Here is a 15,840-nt window from a genome sequence, read left to right on the forward strand (position 1 = left end):
TGTTTGGATTGTCTTTATCCCATCCTTTGCCTCGCGAGCTGACGCGCCCCGTGCATGTGGGCGGCGTGCAGATCGGTGGCGGCGTGCCGGTGGTGGTCCAATCTATGACCTGCACCGATACCGCTGATGCCCAGGCAACGCTTGCGCAAGTGTGCGCGTTGGCGCAGGCTGGCTGCGATATCGTGCGCGTGAGCGTGCCTACCGAGGCTGCGCTCGAGGGCTTTCGCACGATTTGTGCCGAGTCTCCGGTACCAATCGTCGCCGATATCCATTTTAACCATAAGCTTGCCATTGGCGCTGTCGAGGCTGGTGCCTCTAAGCTGCGCATCAACCCCGGCAATATCGGCGATTGGGCTAAGGTCGATGCCGTCATCGATGCCGCGGGTGCCGCGGGCTGCGCGATTCGCATTGGCGTGAACGCGGGCTCGCTTGAGCAAGATATTGCCGAGCGCGACGACCTCACGCAGCCCGAAAAGCTCGTGATGTCGAGCGAACGCTTTGTGCGGCACTTTGAGGACCGTGGGTTTACCAACATCGTGCTATCCGCCAAGGCCCATAGCGTACAGACGACACTTGATACCTATCGCGCCCTGTCGCGCGAGATACCGCATGTTCCGCTCCACCTGGGCGTGACGGAGGCGGGGACCAAGCTTCAGGGCACCATCAAGAGCTCTGTAGGCTTGGGTATCTTGCTTTCCGAAGGCATCGGTGACACCATGCGTGTGTCGCTCACGGCCGATCCGGTTGAGGAGCCGCCGGTCGCCTGGGGAATTCTACAGTCGCTGGGCCTGCGTCGCCGTGGTCCCGAGATCGTCTCGTGCCCCACGTGCGCCCGCTGCCAGGTTAACCTGATTCCCATCGCCGAGGAGGTCACTGAGCGGCTTAAGAACTATTCCGCGCCGCTTTCGATCGCCGTGATGGGATGTGCGGTCAACGGCCCCGGAGAGGCATCTGACGCCGACCTGGGTGTTGCCTGCGGACGTGGTCAGGGCCTGCTCTTTTCGCATGGCCAGATCATTGGTAAAGTAGCTGAGGATCAAATTGTCGACGCGCTTATGGCCGAGGTCGACAAACTTATTGAGGAGAAATAAATGACCCGAGCAATGTATATGTCTAAGCTCTATGCGCCGACGCTCAAAGAGGATCCGGCGGACGCTGAGCTCGCCAGCCACCGCCTGCTGCTCCGTGCCGGCATGATCCGCAAGGAGGCCGCCGGTCTGTATTCCTACCTGCCGCTCGCATGGCGCTCGATTCGCAAGATTGAGAACATCGTGCGCGACGAGATGGACGCCGCCGGCGCCCAGGAGCTTATGATGCCCATTATGGTCGACGCCGAGTTGTGGCGTGAGTCCGGCCGTATCGATGCCTATGGCAAGGAGCTTGTGCGCTTTGACGACCGTCATGGTCGCGAGTTTGTGCTGGGCCCCACGCACGAGGAGACCGTCACGGCCCTGGTGCGCAACGAGCTGCGCTCCTATAAGCAGCTGCCAGTGAACCTCTATCACATCCAGGATAAGTTCCGCGACGAGTTCCGTCCCCGTTTTGGCCTGATGCGCGGTCGCGAGTTCATCATGAAGGATGCCTACAGCTTCTCCGCCACGCAGGAGAGCTTGCAGGAGGAGTATGACAAGATGAAGCAGGCCTACGCTAACATTTGCGAGCGCTGCTACATCAAGGCCTTGCCCGTCGTTGCCGACTCCGGCGAGATCGGTGGCGATACCTCCGTCGAGTACATGGCTTTGGCCGACGCCGGCGAGGCTTCTCTCGTCTATTGCGATGACTGCGGTTTTGCCGCCGATGATGAGGCTGCAAGCACCAAGGTCGTCGTGACTGAGGGTCCCGGTGACGGTACGCTTACCAAGGTCGAGACTCCGGGCATGGGCACCATTGAGGCCGTTGCTAAGTTCTTTGGGTTCCCCGAGAACGGCACGCGCAAGTCCCTGGCGCTCATCGATGCCGAGGGCAAGCCCGTCGTGGCCATCGTCCCGGGCGATCATGAGCTCAACGACTGCAAGGCCGAGCATGTCTTTGGCAAGGGTTATCGCATGATGACGGACGAGGAGCTTCAGACCTACGGTCTGCACAAGGGCTTTATCGGACCGGTTAACTTGCCCGAGGGCATCCGTCTGGTGTGCGACGAGAGCCTGCGCGAGTCCAAGCAGTGGGCCTGCGGTGCCAACGAGGTCGATTATCACTTTACCGGTGCCTGCCCCGAGCGCGACTTTACCGTCGATGAGTGGGCAGATCTGGTCACCGTCGTTGCCGGCGATCCCTGCCCGCACTGCGGCAAGCCGCTCTCTGCTGCTCGCGGCATCGAGGTCTCGCAGGTCTTCCAGCTGGGTACCAAGTATTCCGAGGCCATGGGCGCCACCTTTATGGACGAGGACGGCAAGGAGAAGCCGCTTATCATGGGTTGCTACGGCGTGGGCGTGTCCCGCTCGCTTGCTGCCGTCGTGGAGCAGCACAACGACGAGCACGGTATCGTCTGGCCGGTTTCCGTTGCCCCGTACGAGGTCGCTGTGATTCCGCTCGATCCCAAGAAGGAGGAGTGCGCAACCGTCTGCGACCAAATCGTCGAGGGCTTATGCGCCGAGGGTATCGAGGTCGTCGTCGACGACCGTGACGAGCGTCCCGGCTTTAAGTTTGCCGATAACGACCTTATGGGATTCCCGTACCAGGTGGTGCTTGGCAAGCGTGGCCTTAAGAATGGCACCGTTGAGCTCAAGGACCGTGCCACGGGCGAGCGCGAGGACGTGGCGATTGACGAGGTCGTCGCCAAGGTTGCCGAGCTTGTTAAGGCGGCCCGCCGTTAATCGACGTTTCTGCTATTAGATGTAATTGCGGGACTGCTCCGTATCTCTCTTAGGAAGAGATGCGGAGCAGTCTATTTTGTTGCGTGAATAAACTCGATGGGTAAAGGAAAACCCCACAGCCCATATGAGCTGCGGGGTTTTCTTGTGCCTCCGATGCGAAATAAATCGCTCAGATATTACTGATAATCGACGACGTCGATCCAGTTCTTCAGGAACTCATCGTTCACGTTGCGCTTACGAGCGAGCTCGGAAGCGGCGACGATGCTCGTCCACTGACGCACGACCTGCATGGGCATGTCGGCGCGGTCGCAGTAGAGCTCCAGGTAGGCCTCGGCCTGATCCTTGCTGTTGAGGGCGAAGAGCAGGTAGGTGGTGGCAACGTCGGCAGCAGGGGAGCCCTGGGTGGCGTGTGCCCAGTCGCACACATAGAGCTGGCCGTCGTCGCCGACGATGACGTTGGAGGGGTTGAAGTCGCCGTGGCAGACCTTGAACTCCTTGGTCATGCCGTCCAGACGCTCCTGAAGGTTGTAGCGCGTGGTGGCATTGAGCTGATCAAGGCTGTCGATCATGCGGGCGAACTTGTCGCGCTGACGGTTGAGCAGCGGGGAGGTGTAGCCGTGGATCTCGATTTGGAGGTCGACGAACATCTCGAGATACTCACCAAAGCGCTGGGGCTCGGCAGTCATCTTCTCGGCAAGGGTGGTGCCCGGAACCTTCTCGGTCACGAGCGCCCAGCCGTTGGCGTTCTCGAGCTGGGAAACCTCGAGAGCCTTGGGGCTGCGGATGCCGCACTCATTGATGCGGGCAAGATTCAAAGCCTCGTTGAACACGTCGGAGACAGGCTTGGTCTCGTTAAAGACCTTGACAATCTTGTCGCCCAGGTCGTAAACGACCTTGTTGCCACGGCGGACGAGCTCGGTCTTGGAATCGGGTAGCAGCATGGTTGCATCCTTTCAACGATGCGATAGAAGCGACGGCGGGGGTGTGTGAAACACCCGTGCACCCCCGCCGTTAAAAACCGTGCTAAAACTAGCAGACGGCGTAGTCCTGAGGCTCGCGGCCGTAGTAGGCGTCCAGGTAGAGCTCCTTGATCTCGCTCATGAGCGGGTAGCGCGGGTTAGCGCCGGTGCACTGGTCGTTGAATGCCTGCTCGGTCATCTCGTCGAGGGTGTCGAGGAAGTACTGCTCGTCAACACCGTAGTCGGCGATGGTCTTCTTGACACCGATGAAGTCCTTGAGCTCCTCGAGCTTCGTGATGAAGTTCTCGAAGACCTCCTTGTCGTCCTTGCCCTCGATGCCGCAGTACTTGGCCATCTCGGCGTAGTTGTGCAGCGCGTTGGGGTAAGGATACTGGGAGAACGTGCCCATCTTGACGGGAGCCTCGGCGGCGTTGTAGCGCATAACGCGGGTCAGGATGACGGCGTTGGCGAGGCCGTGGGGCAGGTGATGGAAGGCGCCGAGCTTGTGAGCCATGGAGTGGTTGAGGCCCAGGAAGGCGTTGGCGAAGGCCATGCCGGCCATGCAGGAGGCGTTGTGCATCTCCTCGCGGGCGTGCGGGTCCTTGGCGCCGTTCGTGAAGCTGGAGGGCAGGTTCTCGAAGACGAGCTTAGCAGCGCGCTCGGAGAGGCCCTTGGTGTAGTCGGAAGCCATGATGGAGACGTAGGACTCGATGGCGTGGGTCATGACGTCGATGCCGGAGGCAGCGGTCAGGCCGCGCGGGGCGGTCATGCAGTTGTCGGCGTCGACGATAGCCATGTTGGGGAGCAGCGCGTAGTCGGCGAGCGGCCACTTGATGCCGGTCTCCTTGTCGGTGATGATGGCGAACGGCGTGCACTCGGAGCCGGTACCCGAAGAGGTCGGGACGGCGACGAAGTAGGCCTTCTTGCCCATCTCGGGGAAAGTGAAGATACGCTTGCGGATGTCCATGAAGTCCATGGCCATGTCCTCAAACTTGCACTCGGGGTGCTCGTACATCATCCACATGATCTTGCCGGCGTCCATAGCGGAGCCACCGCCGACGGCGATGATCACGTCAGGCTCAAAGAGAGCCATCTGCTTGGCGCCGCGACGTGCGCACTGCAGCGACGGATCGGGCTCGACGTCGTAGAAGCAGTCGTGGGCGATGCCCATCTCGTCGAGCTTGGCCTCGATGGCGCGGGTGTTGCCATTCTTGAAGAGGAACTGGTCGGTGACGATGAAGGCGCGCTTCTTGCCCATGACGGTACCGAGCTCGTCGAGGGCGACGGGCGTGGAACCTTTCTTGAAGTAGACCTTCTCGGGAGCGCGGAACCACAGCATGTTCTCACGGCGCTCGGCCACAGTCTTAACGTTGATCAAGTGCTTCACCCCAACGTTCTCGGAGACGGAGTTGCCGCCCCAGGAGCCGCAGCCCAGGGTCAGAGACGGCTTCATGCCAAAGTTGTACAGATCACCGATGCCGCCGTGCGAGGACGGGGTGTTGATGACGATACGGCAGGCCTTCATGACGTGCTCGAACAGACTGATCTTCTCGGCCTGGGCGGGGTGCACGTACAGAGAGGCGGTGTGGCCCGGGCCACCGGCGAGCACCAGGTGCTCGGCCTTGTCGACGGCCTCCTGGAAGTCCTTGGCGTGATACATGGCCAGGACCGGGGAGAGCTTCTCGTGGGAGAACTCCTCCTTGGCGGGGTCGGTGGAGGTGACCTCGGCGATCAGGATCTTGGTCTTGGCGGGAACCTCGATGCCGGCGAGCTCGGCGATCTTGGCGGCAGCCATGCCGGGAATGCGGTGATCGAGGGCGCCGTTCTTGAACATGGCGGCACGCAGGGCCTCCATCTCGGCACCCTGCTTGACGAAGTAGCAGCCGCGCTTCTGGAACTCGGCCTTAACCTGGTCATAGATGGTGTCGATGACGGTCACGGACTGCTCGGAAGCGCAGATCATGCCGTTGTCGAAGGTCTTGGAGTGGATGATGGAGTTGACGGCGAGCAGCACGTCGGCGGTGTCGTCGATGATGACCGGGGTGTTACCGGCGCCAACGCCCAGGGCGGGCTTGCCCGAGGAGTAGGCGGCCTTGACCATGCCCGGGCCACCGGTGGCGAGGATGATGTCGACGTCGCGCATGACCATGTTGGTCAGCTCGATGGAGGGGACATCGACCCAGCCGATGATGCCCTCGGGGGCGCCGGCCTTGACGGCGGCGTCGAGCACGAGCTTGGCGGCGGCGATGGTGCACTTGGCGGCTGCCGGGTGCGGGGAGATGATGATGCCGTTGCGGGTCTTCAGGCTGATCAGCGTCTTGAAGATCGCAGTGGAGGTGGGGTTGGTCGTCGGGATGACGGCGCCCACGATGCCGATGGGCTCGGCGATCTTGGTGATGCCGTAGGCCTCGTCGCGCTCCAGGACACCACAGGTCTTGGTGTTCTTGTAAGCGTTGTAGATGTACTCTGCGGCGTAGTGGTTCTTGATGACCTTGTCCTCAAGAACGCCGCGGCCGGTCTCCTCGATGGCCATCTTCGCCAACGGGATACGAGCCTTGTTGGCGGCCATGGCGGCCTCATAGAAGATCTTGTCGACCTGCTCCTGCGTGTACGTAGCAAAAAGCGCCTGGGCCTCTCGCATCTGAGCGAGCTTAGCCTCAAGCGCCTCTACGTTGTCCACAATTGCGGGAGTAGTGTTTTCCGGTGACTTTTTCACCATTTGTGTCTCCTTGCGATCGGAGATTTACCCTACGTCTTGCATGATAGCAAGAAATTATTCGGCGAACGGTAAGATTCCCGTAAAAGGCATACTAAAACGCTTCAATCAACTGAAACGTTTCAACTATAACTTTTAACTTCCCGTTTGCCGCATCGCCCCACTCATTGGGGACAGACTTATATGAGTATTTCAATGGGAAAACGGGGAGAACGGGGCACCTGTTTGACAATCGCTATTCGCGGGTCGCGGTCGAGTCGGACACGCAGGCGGTCCAGTTGCTCGATTATATCCATCTCAATCCTGTGAAAGGCGCGCTCGACTCGCTCGATGCGTACCGCTGGTCAAGCTTCAAGGCATATCAGCTGGGCTATGATTCCTTTGACATCTGTAAACACTCATGTAAGTCTGTCCCCAATGAGTGCAAAAAGGCGCCCTCCGTGGGGGAGGACGCCTTTGGTAAGTTCTATATGAACGCGAGGTCTTTGACCCGGAGAGTCCGAGGTACTTGTTGGTAAGACCTTATTTAGGAGCGCGCAACCTTGCCGGACTTGAGGCAGGTGGAGCAAACGTTCATCTTGCGACGGTGACCATCGACGACGACGTAAACGCGCTGGATGTTGGGGCGGAACTTACGGTTGGTGACGCGGTGAGAGTGGCTGATGGAGCGACCGGCAACGGGGTGCTTACCGCAAACTTCGCAAACTTTGGACATAACTGACCCTCCTTGGGCGACAAACGAACATGTCGCGTTAACAAACAAGCCTGAACTATAGCACAGAAGCAGCTCCCTGTGCGTAATCTACACAGAGATATTCCTCTTTTGGCGATAGTGCTCACGCCACGGCCCTGGACGTAGATCCGATTTGCGTGCAGCAGAGGGGATTATGCCAGCTCGTGCGTGCGTTTTCAAGCTCGTCCCACAAATATATATAGGTTTATGGAGCATTGGGCTCCGTTTACGGATTGTTCTGTATTTATGCTCGCAATTAAGCTCGAGGTTGGCTACACTATCCCTTGACCATTAAAGGGGTACGAGATACCCACATGGAATTACATAGCTGCCAAAGAGCAGCCCTTCCTGTGGGTGTCTGGTCCGCTTTAAGCGGTCGGGCATCTATTTTTTTGACTGTGTCAGCAGTCAAGACATGTGAGGAAGGAGATCGATGGGCACGACTTCCCCCAAGGCGGTCATCATGGACGAGACCGCCGTCAATCGAGCGATGACCCGCATCGCGCACGAGATCCTCGAGCGCAACGAGGGCTGTGAAGACCTCGCTCTGGTCGGCATCGTCACGCGCGGCGACCTTCTGGCAAAGAAGCTCGCCGAGGAGATCAAGGAGATCGAGGGCGTCGACGTTCCGCTCGGCAGCCTGGACATCAGCTTCTACCGCGATGACTATGCGACCAATTTCGCTCCCGCGATCCACGCTACCAACATTCCCTTCAGCGTCGACGGCAAGCGCGTCGTGCTGGTGGACGACATCCTGTATACGGGCCGTACTATCCGCGCCGCTCTGGACGCCGTTATGGACCTGGGCCGTCCGAGCCGCATCGAGCTGGCAGTTCTCGTTGACCGCGGTCACCGTGAGCTCCCCATCTCGCCGGACTTTGTCGGCAAGAACGTTCCCTCGTCGCATGAGGAGAACGTGCACCTATATATGAAGGAAGTAGACGGCCGCACCGCTGTCGAGATTAACGACGTCGCGCCGGGTTCCCACGTGGGCTCCGCGCCGCTGGGAGGTGAGTAGTACCGTGGCGTTCAACCATAAGCACCTGATCGACATTACCGAGTACTCCGAAGAGGACATCAAGCTCATCCTCGAGACCGCCAAGGCGTTCTCCGAGGTCAACGAGCGTGCGATCAAGAAGGTCCCCACGCTCAAGGGCAAGACCATCGTCAACATGTTCAACGAGCCCTCGACGCGCACCCGCAGCTCCTTCGAACTCGCCGAGAAGCGTCTTTCGGCCGACAGCCTCAACTTTGGCGGCTCCTCGACCTCCACGGTCAAGGGTGAGAGCCTCGTCGACACCGTCGAGACCCTCAACGCCTACAAGATCGACTGCATCGTCGTGCGCGATAAGCACGCCGGTGCTCCCTACATCGTCACGCAGAACTCGCCCGCGAGCGTTATCTGCGCCGGCGACGGCAAGCACAACCATCCCACGCAGGCCCTGCTCGACCTGTACACCATCTGGGAGCACAAGGGTGACTTCCACGGTCTGAAGGTCGCCGTCGTCGGCGATATCGCGCACTCCCGCGTCTGCGGCTCGCTGATCCCTGCCCTTAAGATTATGGGCTGCGAGACCTACGCCGTCGCCCCCGGCACGCTGCTGCCGCCGGCGCCCGAGGTTCTGGGCTGCGACCACGTGACGAGCGACCTCGATTCCGTCCTGCCCGAGCTGGACGTCGTCTATATGCTGCGCGTGCAGCAGGAGCGCCTCGAGGGTGCCCCGTTCCCGACCATTCGCGAGTACCACAAGCTCTTCGGTCTGACCAAGGACCGCGAGAAGCTCATGAAGCCCGACGCGATCATCTGTCACCCGGGCCCCATCAACCGCGGCGTCGAGTTCGACTCCTATATGGCCGACCACCCGCAACGCTCCGTCATCCTGGAGCAGGTCTACGCCGGTATCTGCGTGCGTATGGCTATCCTGTATCTGCTGCTTGGAGGTGCCGATAATGGCCTTGCTTCTTAAGAATGCCCACGTCGTCGACCCGTCCGTCGAGCTTGACGGTGTCGTTGACGTCCTGATTGACGGCGATAAGATCGCCGAGGTCGGCGAGAATCTCGCCGTCGAGGGAGCCGAGGCCCGCGACCTTTCCGGCAAGTACCTCGTCCCCGGCCTGGTGGATATGCACGTTCACCTTCGCGAGCCTGGCTACGAGGTCAAAGAGGACATCGAGAGCGGCACCCGCGCTGCTGCCAAGGGCGGCTTCACCGGCGTGTGCGCCATGCCCAACACCGACCCCGTTACCGATAACGGAACCGTCGTTGAGTTCGTCAAGTCCCGCGCTGCCGAGGTCGGCCACTGCCGCGTCTATCCTTCTGGTGCTATGACTCGCGGCCTTAAGGGCGAGGCTATGTCCGAGATGGGCGATATGGTCGCCCACGGCGCCGTCGCCTTCACCGATGACGGTCGCGGCGTGCAGGGTGCGGGCATGCTCCGTCGCTGCATGGACTACGGCAAGATGTTCGGCAAGGTCTTTATGAGCCACTGCCAGGACGAGGATCTGGTCGGTCACGGCCAGATCAACGAGGGCAAGGTCTCGACCCGTCTGGCCCTCGAGGGTTGGCCGGCCGCCGGCGAGGAGCTTCAGATTGCCCGCGACATCGAGATTGCCAAGCTGACCGGTGCCAAGCTGCACATCCAGCACATCTCCACCGCTCATGGCCTGGAGCTCGTGCGTGCCGGTAAGGCTGCCGGTGTCCAGGTGACCTGCGAGGCCACCCCGCACCACATGTTCCTGACCGAGAACGACCTGGACGAGACCTACAACACCTCGCTCAAGGTCAATCCGCCGCTGCGCACCGACGAGGATGCCGAGGCCATCCGTCAGGGTGTTATCGACGGTACCGTCGACGCTATCGTTACCGACCACGCTCCCCACACCCCGTGGGAGAAGGCCCGCGAGTTCGAGCTCGCGCCCTTTGGAATGATTGGCCTCGAGACTTCGCTGTCGCTCGTGCTCACTGAGCTGGTCAACACGGGCAAGATGAGCGTGAGCCGCATGGTCGAGCTCATGGCCATCAAGCCGCGTGAGATTCTGGGCCTCGATCAGGTTCAGGTCAAGGCGGGCTCTGTCGCCGACCTGACCGTGTTCGACCCCTCCGCAACCTGGACGGTTGGCGAGGACGGTTACGAGTCGCGCGCCGAGAACTCCGGTTTTGCCGGCCGCACGCTCACCGGTCGTGCCACCGATGTATTTGTCGGTGGCAAGCAGACGCTCGCCGACGGCTGCATCTGCTAGCATAGCCTTATCGCTTTTGTGCGCGGCGCCCTTGCGGTGCCGCGCTTTCTGTTCGTTTAGACCATGCAACCGCATGGGGGATTGGAGCGTCTATGCCCACACCTTCCACTGCACGCATGCACGACTTCGAGGTCGTCTCGAACCGGGAGATCGCCGACGGCATCTTCTCGCTCGTCATCTCGGCCCCCAAGCTTGCAAGTGCGCTCAAGCCCGGTCAGTTTGTGAACATCGCCGTCCCCGGCGATGCGTCTTCTCTGCTTCGTGTGCCCTTGAGTTTCTACCGCGCCGACGCCGAGGCCGGCACCGTCGAGCTGTGGTACGCCGCCGTGGGCGACGATACCCGCCGTTTGTCCCAGATGGGCCCTGGCTCCACCTCTAACCTGTTGGGCCCCGGTGGCCGTGGCTGGATGGTACCCGAGGGCACCAGGAAGGCACTGCTCGTCGCCGGTGGCATCGGCGTTCCGCCTGTGCTGTGTCTTGCCGGCATGCTTGCCGAGCAGGGTGTTGATGTGGACGTGTGCCTGGGCTTTGGCACCGCTTCCAAAGTCGTGGGTGTCGATGAGTTCCGTGCGCTGGGCGCCACGGTTAACGTGTGCACCGACGACGGTTCGCTCGGCACGCACGGTTTTTGCACCGATCCTGCCGCCGAGCTGCTTGGCGAGGGCGGCTACGACTACGTGGCCAGCTGCGGTCCCGCCGTCATGATGAAGAAGGTCGCCGCCGCAGCCGCCGAGGCCGGTGCGTACTGCGAGGTGTCGCTCGAGCGCATGATGAGCTGTGGCTTTGGCGCCTGCAACACCTGCAATGTCGAGACGGTCGACGGTATGAAGGGCGCCTGTATGTGCGGCCCTGTGTTCGATGCTTCCAAGGTGGTGGTCTTCTAGTGGGTACCGTGAACATGGCCGTCGATTTCGGCGGCGTCAAGATGCAGAACCCCATCAACACCGCAGCCGGTACCTTTGGCTACGGTTGGCAGTTCCAGAACTTCTTTGATGTTTCCCAGCTGGGCGCCATCACCACCAAGGGTTGCGCTGCCGAGCCCTGGCCCGGCAATCCCGCGCCTCGCATGGCCGAGATCCCGGGCGGCATGATCAACTCCGTGGGCCTTCAGAACCCCGGCGTGGCCGCCTTTGCCCGTGAGTCCGGTCCTTGGCTCGAACAGCTGTCCAAGGACGGCTGCCAGGTCATCTGTCAGGTTGCCGGCCACTCCGTTGACGAGTTTGTCCGCGCACTCGAGATGTATGTCGAGCTGTGCCCCTGGGCTGCCGGCTACGAGATCAACGTGAGCTGCCCTAATATTGCCGCCGGCGGTGCCGCCATGGGATCAACGCCCGAGGGCGCCTCTTCCGTTATGGCTGCCTGCCGCAAGGTGACCGATAAGCCGCTGTTCGTAAAGATGGCTCCGGTCAACGTTGCCGAGATTGCCAAGGCTCTCGAGGCCGCCGGCGCCGACGGCCTTTCGGTCATCAACTCCATCCAGGGCATGGCCATCGACGTTCATACCCGCAAGTCCCGCGTGGCCAAGCCCAAGGGCGGCCTTTCGGGCCCGCTGTGCCACCACATCGCCGTGCGCATGGTCTGGGAGGTTGCCCAGGCCGTCGATATCCCCATCAACGGTGTCGGCGGTGTCATGACTGGCGAGGATGCGGCTGAGTTTATCCTGGCCGGCGCCACCTGCGTGTCGGTCGGCATGGCCAACTTCGTCGATCCGTGTGCTTCGCTTAAGATCGCGCATGAGCTCGAGGCCTGGGCCGAGTCCCAGGGCGTAAAGGACATCAACGAGCTGGTGGGTGCTTTCGAATGCTAGAGAATGATGCCCGCGACTGTGTTATCGTCGCCCTCGACTGCGACCGTGAGCGCGCGCTCGAGCTCGCCCACGAGCTTTCGGGCCATGCCGCCTGGCTCAAGGTCGGCATGACGCTCTATTACGCTGAGGGTCCCCAGATCGTCAAGACCTTTAAGGACCTTGACTTTAAGGTCTTCCTCGACCTTAAGTTCCATGACATTCCGCATCAGGTGCGCGGCGCTGCCCGCTCGGCCTCGCTTGCCGGTGCCGACCTGCTTTCGGTCCACGGCCTGGGCTCGGGTGCTATGCTCGCTGCCTGCCGCGAGGGTGCCGAGGAGGCGCGTGAGGACCGCGCCAAACTCGTCGCCATCACCGTGCTCACGAGCATGAATCAGGATGCCTTGAGCGAGATCGGCGTCGAGTCGCCCGTGGCCGAGGAGGCCGCCCGCTTGGCAAAGCTTGCTCAGGCCAACGGCATCGATGGCATCGTGTGCTCACCGATGGAGGCTCACGACATGCGTGAGCTGCTGGGTCCTGATGCCCTGATCGTGACTCCGGGTGTGCGTCCGGTGGGTGCCGCCCTTGGCGACCAGTCCCGCGTGGCGACGCCTTCCCAGGCTATCGAGCGTGGCGCAAGCCACATTGTGGTGGGCCGTCCCATCACCGGTGCCGACGATCCGGTTGCCGCCTTTGACGCCATCGTCGCCGAGCTGGTCGAAAACGTCGCGTAAAAGATTCCCCTAAGTCACCACTTTTGGGTCTCATTAGCACAAAATAGCCCCTGTGCCTGCGTAAACTTTCCCATCCTTTGTGTGGAATCGCAGGTCAGGGGCTTAACTTTGGGCGCAGTATATTGCACTTTTTGCGGGTATCGTCTAACCTATGGAGCCGCGATTAGGCATTTTGTACGTTCTACGTGCTAAAATGCCAATTATTGAATCAGATATAACCCAACTATTTGGAGGTACGAATGGCACTCCCTCAGCTTACCGACGAGCAGCGCAAGCAGGCTCTTGAGAAGGCTGCTGCCGCACGTCACGCCCGCGCTGAGCTTCGCGAGCAGATCAAGAAGGGCGAGAAGTCCCTCGAGTCCGTGCTCAACTCCGATGACCCCATCGCTTCCCGCATGAAGGTTTCCACCCTCATCGAGTCTCTCCCCGGTTATGGCAAGGCCAAGGCCGCCAAGATCATGGAGGAGCTCGGTATCTCCGCTACTCGTCGCGTCCAGGGCCTCGGCGTCCGTCAGCGCGAGCAGCTCCTCGAGCAGCTGACCAAATAAGTGAGCGCTCAGGATTCCAAGCTCTTTGTGATTTCTGGACCGTCAGGCGCAGGCAAGGGTACGCTCGTCACTCGTGTGCGCGAGCGCCGCTCGAACCTGGGTCTGACGGTTTCGGCTACCACGCGAGCACCACGCAAAGGTGAGGTCGACGGCGTCAACTACTTTTTTCTGACGCGCGAGGAGTTCGACCGCCGCGTGGCAAACGGTGAGTTTGTTGAGTGGGCCGAGGTCCACGGTAACTGCTACGGCACGTTGGTGAGCGAGGTCACATCCAAGCTCGCCTCGGGCTCGTCTCTGATTTTGGAGATCGATGTCCAGGGCGCCCTGCAGGTGAAGGAGCGTTTCCCCGAGGCCGTGCTGATCTTTATCAAGCCGCCTTCGCTTGAGGTGCTCCGCGAGCGTCTAGTCGGTCGCGGTACCGAGACGCCCGAGACGATTGAGCTGCGTATGGCAAACGCCGCCGATGAGCTTGCCCTTGCCGACCGCTACGACGACGTCGTGGTGAATGACGATCTCGACCGCGCGACCGATGAGCTCGTTCGCGTTCTCGATATGCATGAAAGGATCTGAGGTCCGTGTCCGTTGTAAAGCCTTGCATTGACGATCTTCTGGAGAAGACCGATCACAACCGCTTCCTGCTCGCTTCGCTTGCCTCCAAGCGCGCCTGCGACATCAATAGCATGCTGCGTGGCCAGCACAACCGCGTGCTTGCCGTCCAGGATGTCGATGACATCACCATTGGGCTTTCCGGTGCCGATACCATCTCGATGGCTATGGACGAGATTGTCGACGGTGACATCTCTTACGACGAGGCTCGTTACGAGAAGGCGCTTGGCCACAAGGTTGCTGAAGCCTAAATGGCGGCTCGCGTCTGCCTGGTCCACTATCACGAGGTTGGACTGAAGGGCAAGAACCGCGCACATTTTGAGCATATCCTCATGGATAACATCAAGGCGGCCTTGGCCGCCTTTTCCGTGAACGCCGTGTCTCGAATTTCCGGTTATATCCTCGTGACCTTTAACGAGCATCAGGCCGACGAGGCGGCGCGTGTCATTCGCACCGTTCCCGGCGTTGCCCGTGTGTCTTTGGCGTATCACACCAACCGCGACCCGCAGGAGTACTGCGCCGCCGCCGTGAAGGCGCTGCGCGAGTTTGGTTCCTTCGATTCGTTTAAGGTGCACGCCAAGCGCTCCAATACCGACTATGAGCTCACCTCGATTGATATCAATCGTCAGGTGGGCGAGGTACTGTGTGAGGCCTTCCCCGATAAAAAGGTTCAAATGCACGACCCCGATGCGATGGTGCACGTACTGGTGGTCCAGGGTAGCGTTTACGTGTACGCGCGCTCCGAGCGCGGCGTGGGCGGTCTGCCGGTGGGTTCTGCCGGCAAGGTCGTGACGCTGCTGTCGTCGGGTATCGATTCTCCGGTGGCGACCTGGATGCTCGCGCGTCGCGGCGCGGTGTGCGTGCCGGTGCATTTCTCCGGTCGTCCGCAGACGCCTGATACGAGCGAGTATTTGGTGCAGGACATCATCCGTGCGCTTGAGCCGGGTGTCCAGATCGGCCGCCTGTACGTGGTGCCGTTTGGCGACTGCCAGCGTGAGATTTCGGTCACCTGCCCCAGCAACCTGCGTGTGATCATGTATCGTCGCATTATGTATTCGGTTGCCGAGCGCATTGCGCACATCGAGGGCGCCAAGGCCATCGTTACGGGCGAATCGCTTGGGCAGGTTGCCTCCCAAACGCTTGAGAACATCATGGCCGTCAACGAGGCCGTGAAGATCCCCGTGTTCCGTCCTCTCATCGGTTCGGACAAGCAGGAGATCATCGCGCGTGCTGAGGAGATCGGTACGTTCGATATCTCGACTGAGGCCGCTCCCGACTGCTGCACGCTGTTTATGCCGCGCCGACCCGAGACGCACGCTAAACTCGATGCCGTGCATGAGGCCTGGGAGTTGTTCGATCATGAGGAGATGATCGAGCGCCTGCTCAAGCAGACCGAGTACATCGACTTCGAGAGCAACACGTATAAGGCCCCTAAGACCTTAAAACGCAAACATTCGGAGCTTGCTCCGCGTGAGATTTACCAAGATTACGAGTAAATTTGTGCATAGACCGACGATGCGCCTGCATCGTCGGTCTTTTGCTATCTGGGCATTTTGCGGCTAAGCGTTCATTTGCTGACGTGTGCCTGAATAAATGGACAGATTTGTGCAAGGTTTTGGTCGGTTTTTGGTTTGACCGCAAAAACCGGTTTTGGGGCGTGGCTGTTGTGGAGCTCCTTTCCTGACACGATGGTGTTGGGAGGTTTTGC

Annotated in this window: 15 protein-coding genes; 12 read left to right on the forward strand and 3 right to left on the reverse strand. The window is 60.6% G+C overall.

Annotation, left to right across the window (positions count from 1 at the left end; genetic code table 11):
• The first annotated feature begins 26 nt into the window (after positions 1 to 26).
• Positions 27 to 1,091, forward strand: a complete 1,065-nt coding sequence (gene ispG, locus DXD39_RS03665; RefSeq protein ID WP_233541095.1) for a flavodoxin-dependent (E)-4-hydroxy-3-methylbut-2-enyl-diphosphate synthase — start codon at positions 27 to 29, stop codon at positions 1,089 to 1,091.
• Entirely contained in the window at positions 1,092 to 2,813 is a 1,722-nt protein-coding gene (locus DXD39_RS03670) for a proline--tRNA ligase (RefSeq protein ID WP_233502546.1), read from the forward strand.
• Positions 2,814 to 2,989: 176 nt separating this feature from the next.
• On the opposite strand, the gene DXD39_RS03675 is transcribed toward DXD39_RS03670, so the two are convergent.
• From DXD39_RS03675 to rpmB, 3 genes are all read right to left on the reverse strand, one after another.
• Positions 2,990 to 3,754, reverse strand: a complete 765-nt coding sequence (locus tag DXD39_RS03675; RefSeq protein WP_006236119.1) for an aminoglycoside phosphotransferase family protein — start codon at positions 3,752 to 3,754, stop codon at positions 2,990 to 2,992.
• A gap of 88 nt (positions 3,755 to 3,842) precedes the next feature.
• On the reverse strand, positions 3,843 to 6,491 hold the full coding sequence (adhE, locus tag DXD39_RS03680; RefSeq protein ID WP_117758530.1) for a bifunctional acetaldehyde-CoA/alcohol dehydrogenase: 2,649 nt from the start codon (positions 6,489 to 6,491) through the stop codon (positions 3,843 to 3,845).
• 523 nt (positions 6,492 to 7,014) lie between these two features.
• Positions 7,015 to 7,203 (reverse strand): 50S ribosomal protein L28, encoded by a 189-nt coding sequence (gene rpmB / locus DXD39_RS03685; RefSeq protein WP_022094725.1) that lies wholly within the window; start codon positions 7,201 to 7,203, stop codon positions 7,015 to 7,017.
• A gap of 451 nt (positions 7,204 to 7,654) precedes the next feature.
• Here rpmB and pyrR point away from each other — a divergent pair, with 451 nt between their 5' ends.
• The 10 genes from pyrR to thiI all read left to right on the forward strand — a co-directional run bounded on the left by pyrR (position 7,655) and on the right by thiI (position 15,628).
• A complete protein-coding gene (gene pyrR, locus DXD39_RS03690; RefSeq protein ID WP_117654814.1) occupies positions 7,655 to 8,239 on the forward strand; it encodes a bifunctional pyr operon transcriptional regulator/uracil phosphoribosyltransferase PyrR in 585 nt (194 codons plus the stop codon).
• Positions 8,240 to 8,243: 4 nt separating this feature from the next.
• Positions 8,244 to 9,188 (forward strand): aspartate carbamoyltransferase catalytic subunit, encoded by a 945-nt coding sequence (locus DXD39_RS03695; RefSeq protein ID WP_035138537.1) that lies wholly within the window; start codon positions 8,244 to 8,246, stop codon positions 9,186 to 9,188.
• Positions 9,172 to 10,461 carry a dihydroorotase gene (locus tag DXD39_RS03700; RefSeq protein ID WP_117803156.1) on the forward strand — a complete coding sequence of 430 codons (1,290 nt, stop codon included), beginning with the start codon at positions 9,172 to 9,174 and terminating at the stop codon, positions 10,459 to 10,461. The genes DXD39_RS03695 and DXD39_RS03700 overlap by 17 nt, the downstream gene beginning before the upstream one ends.
• 116 nt (positions 10,462 to 10,577) lie before the next feature.
• Positions 10,578 to 11,345 carry a dihydroorotate dehydrogenase electron transfer subunit gene (locus tag DXD39_RS03705; RefSeq protein WP_117637284.1) on the forward strand — a complete coding sequence of 256 codons (768 nt, stop codon included), beginning with the start codon at positions 10,578 to 10,580 and terminating at the stop codon, positions 11,343 to 11,345.
• Between the two features lie 14 nt (positions 11,346 to 11,359).
• The gene (locus DXD39_RS03710; protein WP_006236128.1) at positions 11,360 to 12,268 is read left to right on the forward strand and encodes a dihydroorotate dehydrogenase; all 909 of its coding nucleotides are present in this window, start codon (positions 11,360 to 11,362) and stop codon (positions 12,266 to 12,268) included.
• On the forward strand, positions 12,262 to 12,978 hold the full coding sequence (gene pyrF, locus DXD39_RS03715) for an orotidine-5'-phosphate decarboxylase (protein WP_117803157.1): 717 nt from the start codon (positions 12,262 to 12,264) through the stop codon (positions 12,976 to 12,978). Before DXD39_RS03710 ends, pyrF begins: the two co-directional genes overlap by 7 nt.
• A gap of 239 nt (positions 12,979 to 13,217) precedes the next feature.
• Positions 13,218 to 13,526 carry an integration host factor, actinobacterial type gene (gene mihF / locus DXD39_RS03720; RefSeq protein WP_006236130.1) on the forward strand — a complete coding sequence of 103 codons (309 nt, stop codon included), beginning with the start codon at positions 13,218 to 13,220 and terminating at the stop codon, positions 13,524 to 13,526.
• Entirely contained in the window at positions 13,527 to 14,096 is a 570-nt protein-coding gene (gene gmk, locus DXD39_RS03725) for a guanylate kinase (RefSeq protein ID WP_099431806.1), read from the forward strand.
• Between the two features lie 5 nt (positions 14,097 to 14,101).
• Positions 14,102 to 14,383 carry a DNA-directed RNA polymerase subunit omega gene (locus tag DXD39_RS03730; RefSeq protein WP_035138532.1) on the forward strand — a complete coding sequence of 94 codons (282 nt, stop codon included), beginning with the start codon at positions 14,102 to 14,104 and terminating at the stop codon, positions 14,381 to 14,383.
• The gene (gene thiI / locus DXD39_RS03735) at positions 14,384 to 15,628 is read left to right on the forward strand and encodes a tRNA uracil 4-sulfurtransferase ThiI (protein ID WP_117758525.1); all 1,245 of its coding nucleotides are present in this window, start codon (positions 14,384 to 14,386) and stop codon (positions 15,626 to 15,628) included.
• Positions 15,629 to 15,840: the final 212 nt, after the last annotated feature.

This window comes from Collinsella sp. TM04-29, from assembly GCF_003466565.1.
Classification (GTDB): domain Bacteria; phylum Actinomycetota; class Coriobacteriia; order Coriobacteriales; family Coriobacteriaceae; genus Collinsella.

What these genes read in the sequence shown, in the direction of transcription:
- DXD39_RS03670 (WP_233502546.1), top strand. Translation starts at nt 1,092, where the DNA reads ATGACCCGAGCAATGTATATGTCTAAGCTCTATGCGCCGACGCTCAAA.
- DXD39_RS03675 (WP_006236119.1), bottom strand. Translation starts at nt 3,754, where the DNA reads ATGCTGCTACCCGATTCCAAGACCGAGCTCGTCCGCCGTGGCAACAAG.
- pyrF (WP_117803157.1), top strand. Translation starts at nt 12,262, where the DNA reads ATGCTAGAGAATGATGCCCGCGACTGTGTTATCGTCGCCCTCGACTGC.
- DXD39_RS03710 (WP_006236128.1), top strand. Translation starts at nt 11,360, where the DNA reads ATGGCCGTCGATTTCGGCGGCGTCAAGATGCAGAACCCCATCAACACC.
- thiI (WP_117758525.1), top strand. Translation starts at nt 14,384, where the DNA reads ATGGCGGCTCGCGTCTGCCTGGTCCACTATCACGAGGTTGGACTGAAG.
- DXD39_RS03700 (WP_117803156.1), top strand. Translation starts at nt 9,172, where the DNA reads ATGGCCTTGCTTCTTAAGAATGCCCACGTCGTCGACCCGTCCGTCGAG.
- adhE (WP_117758530.1), bottom strand. Translation starts at nt 6,491, where the DNA reads ATGGTGAAAAAGTCACCGGAAAACACTACTCCCGCAATTGTGGACAAC.
- rpmB (WP_022094725.1), bottom strand. Translation starts at nt 7,203, where the DNA reads ATGTCCAAAGTTTGCGAAGTTTGCGGTAAGCACCCCGTTGCCGGTCGC.
- pyrR (WP_117654814.1), top strand. Translation starts at nt 7,655, where the DNA reads ATGGGCACGACTTCCCCCAAGGCGGTCATCATGGACGAGACCGCCGTC.
- mihF (WP_006236130.1), top strand. Translation starts at nt 13,218, where the DNA reads ATGGCACTCCCTCAGCTTACCGACGAGCAGCGCAAGCAGGCTCTTGAG.
- DXD39_RS03705 (WP_117637284.1), top strand. Translation starts at nt 10,578, where the DNA reads ATGCACGACTTCGAGGTCGTCTCGAACCGGGAGATCGCCGACGGCATC.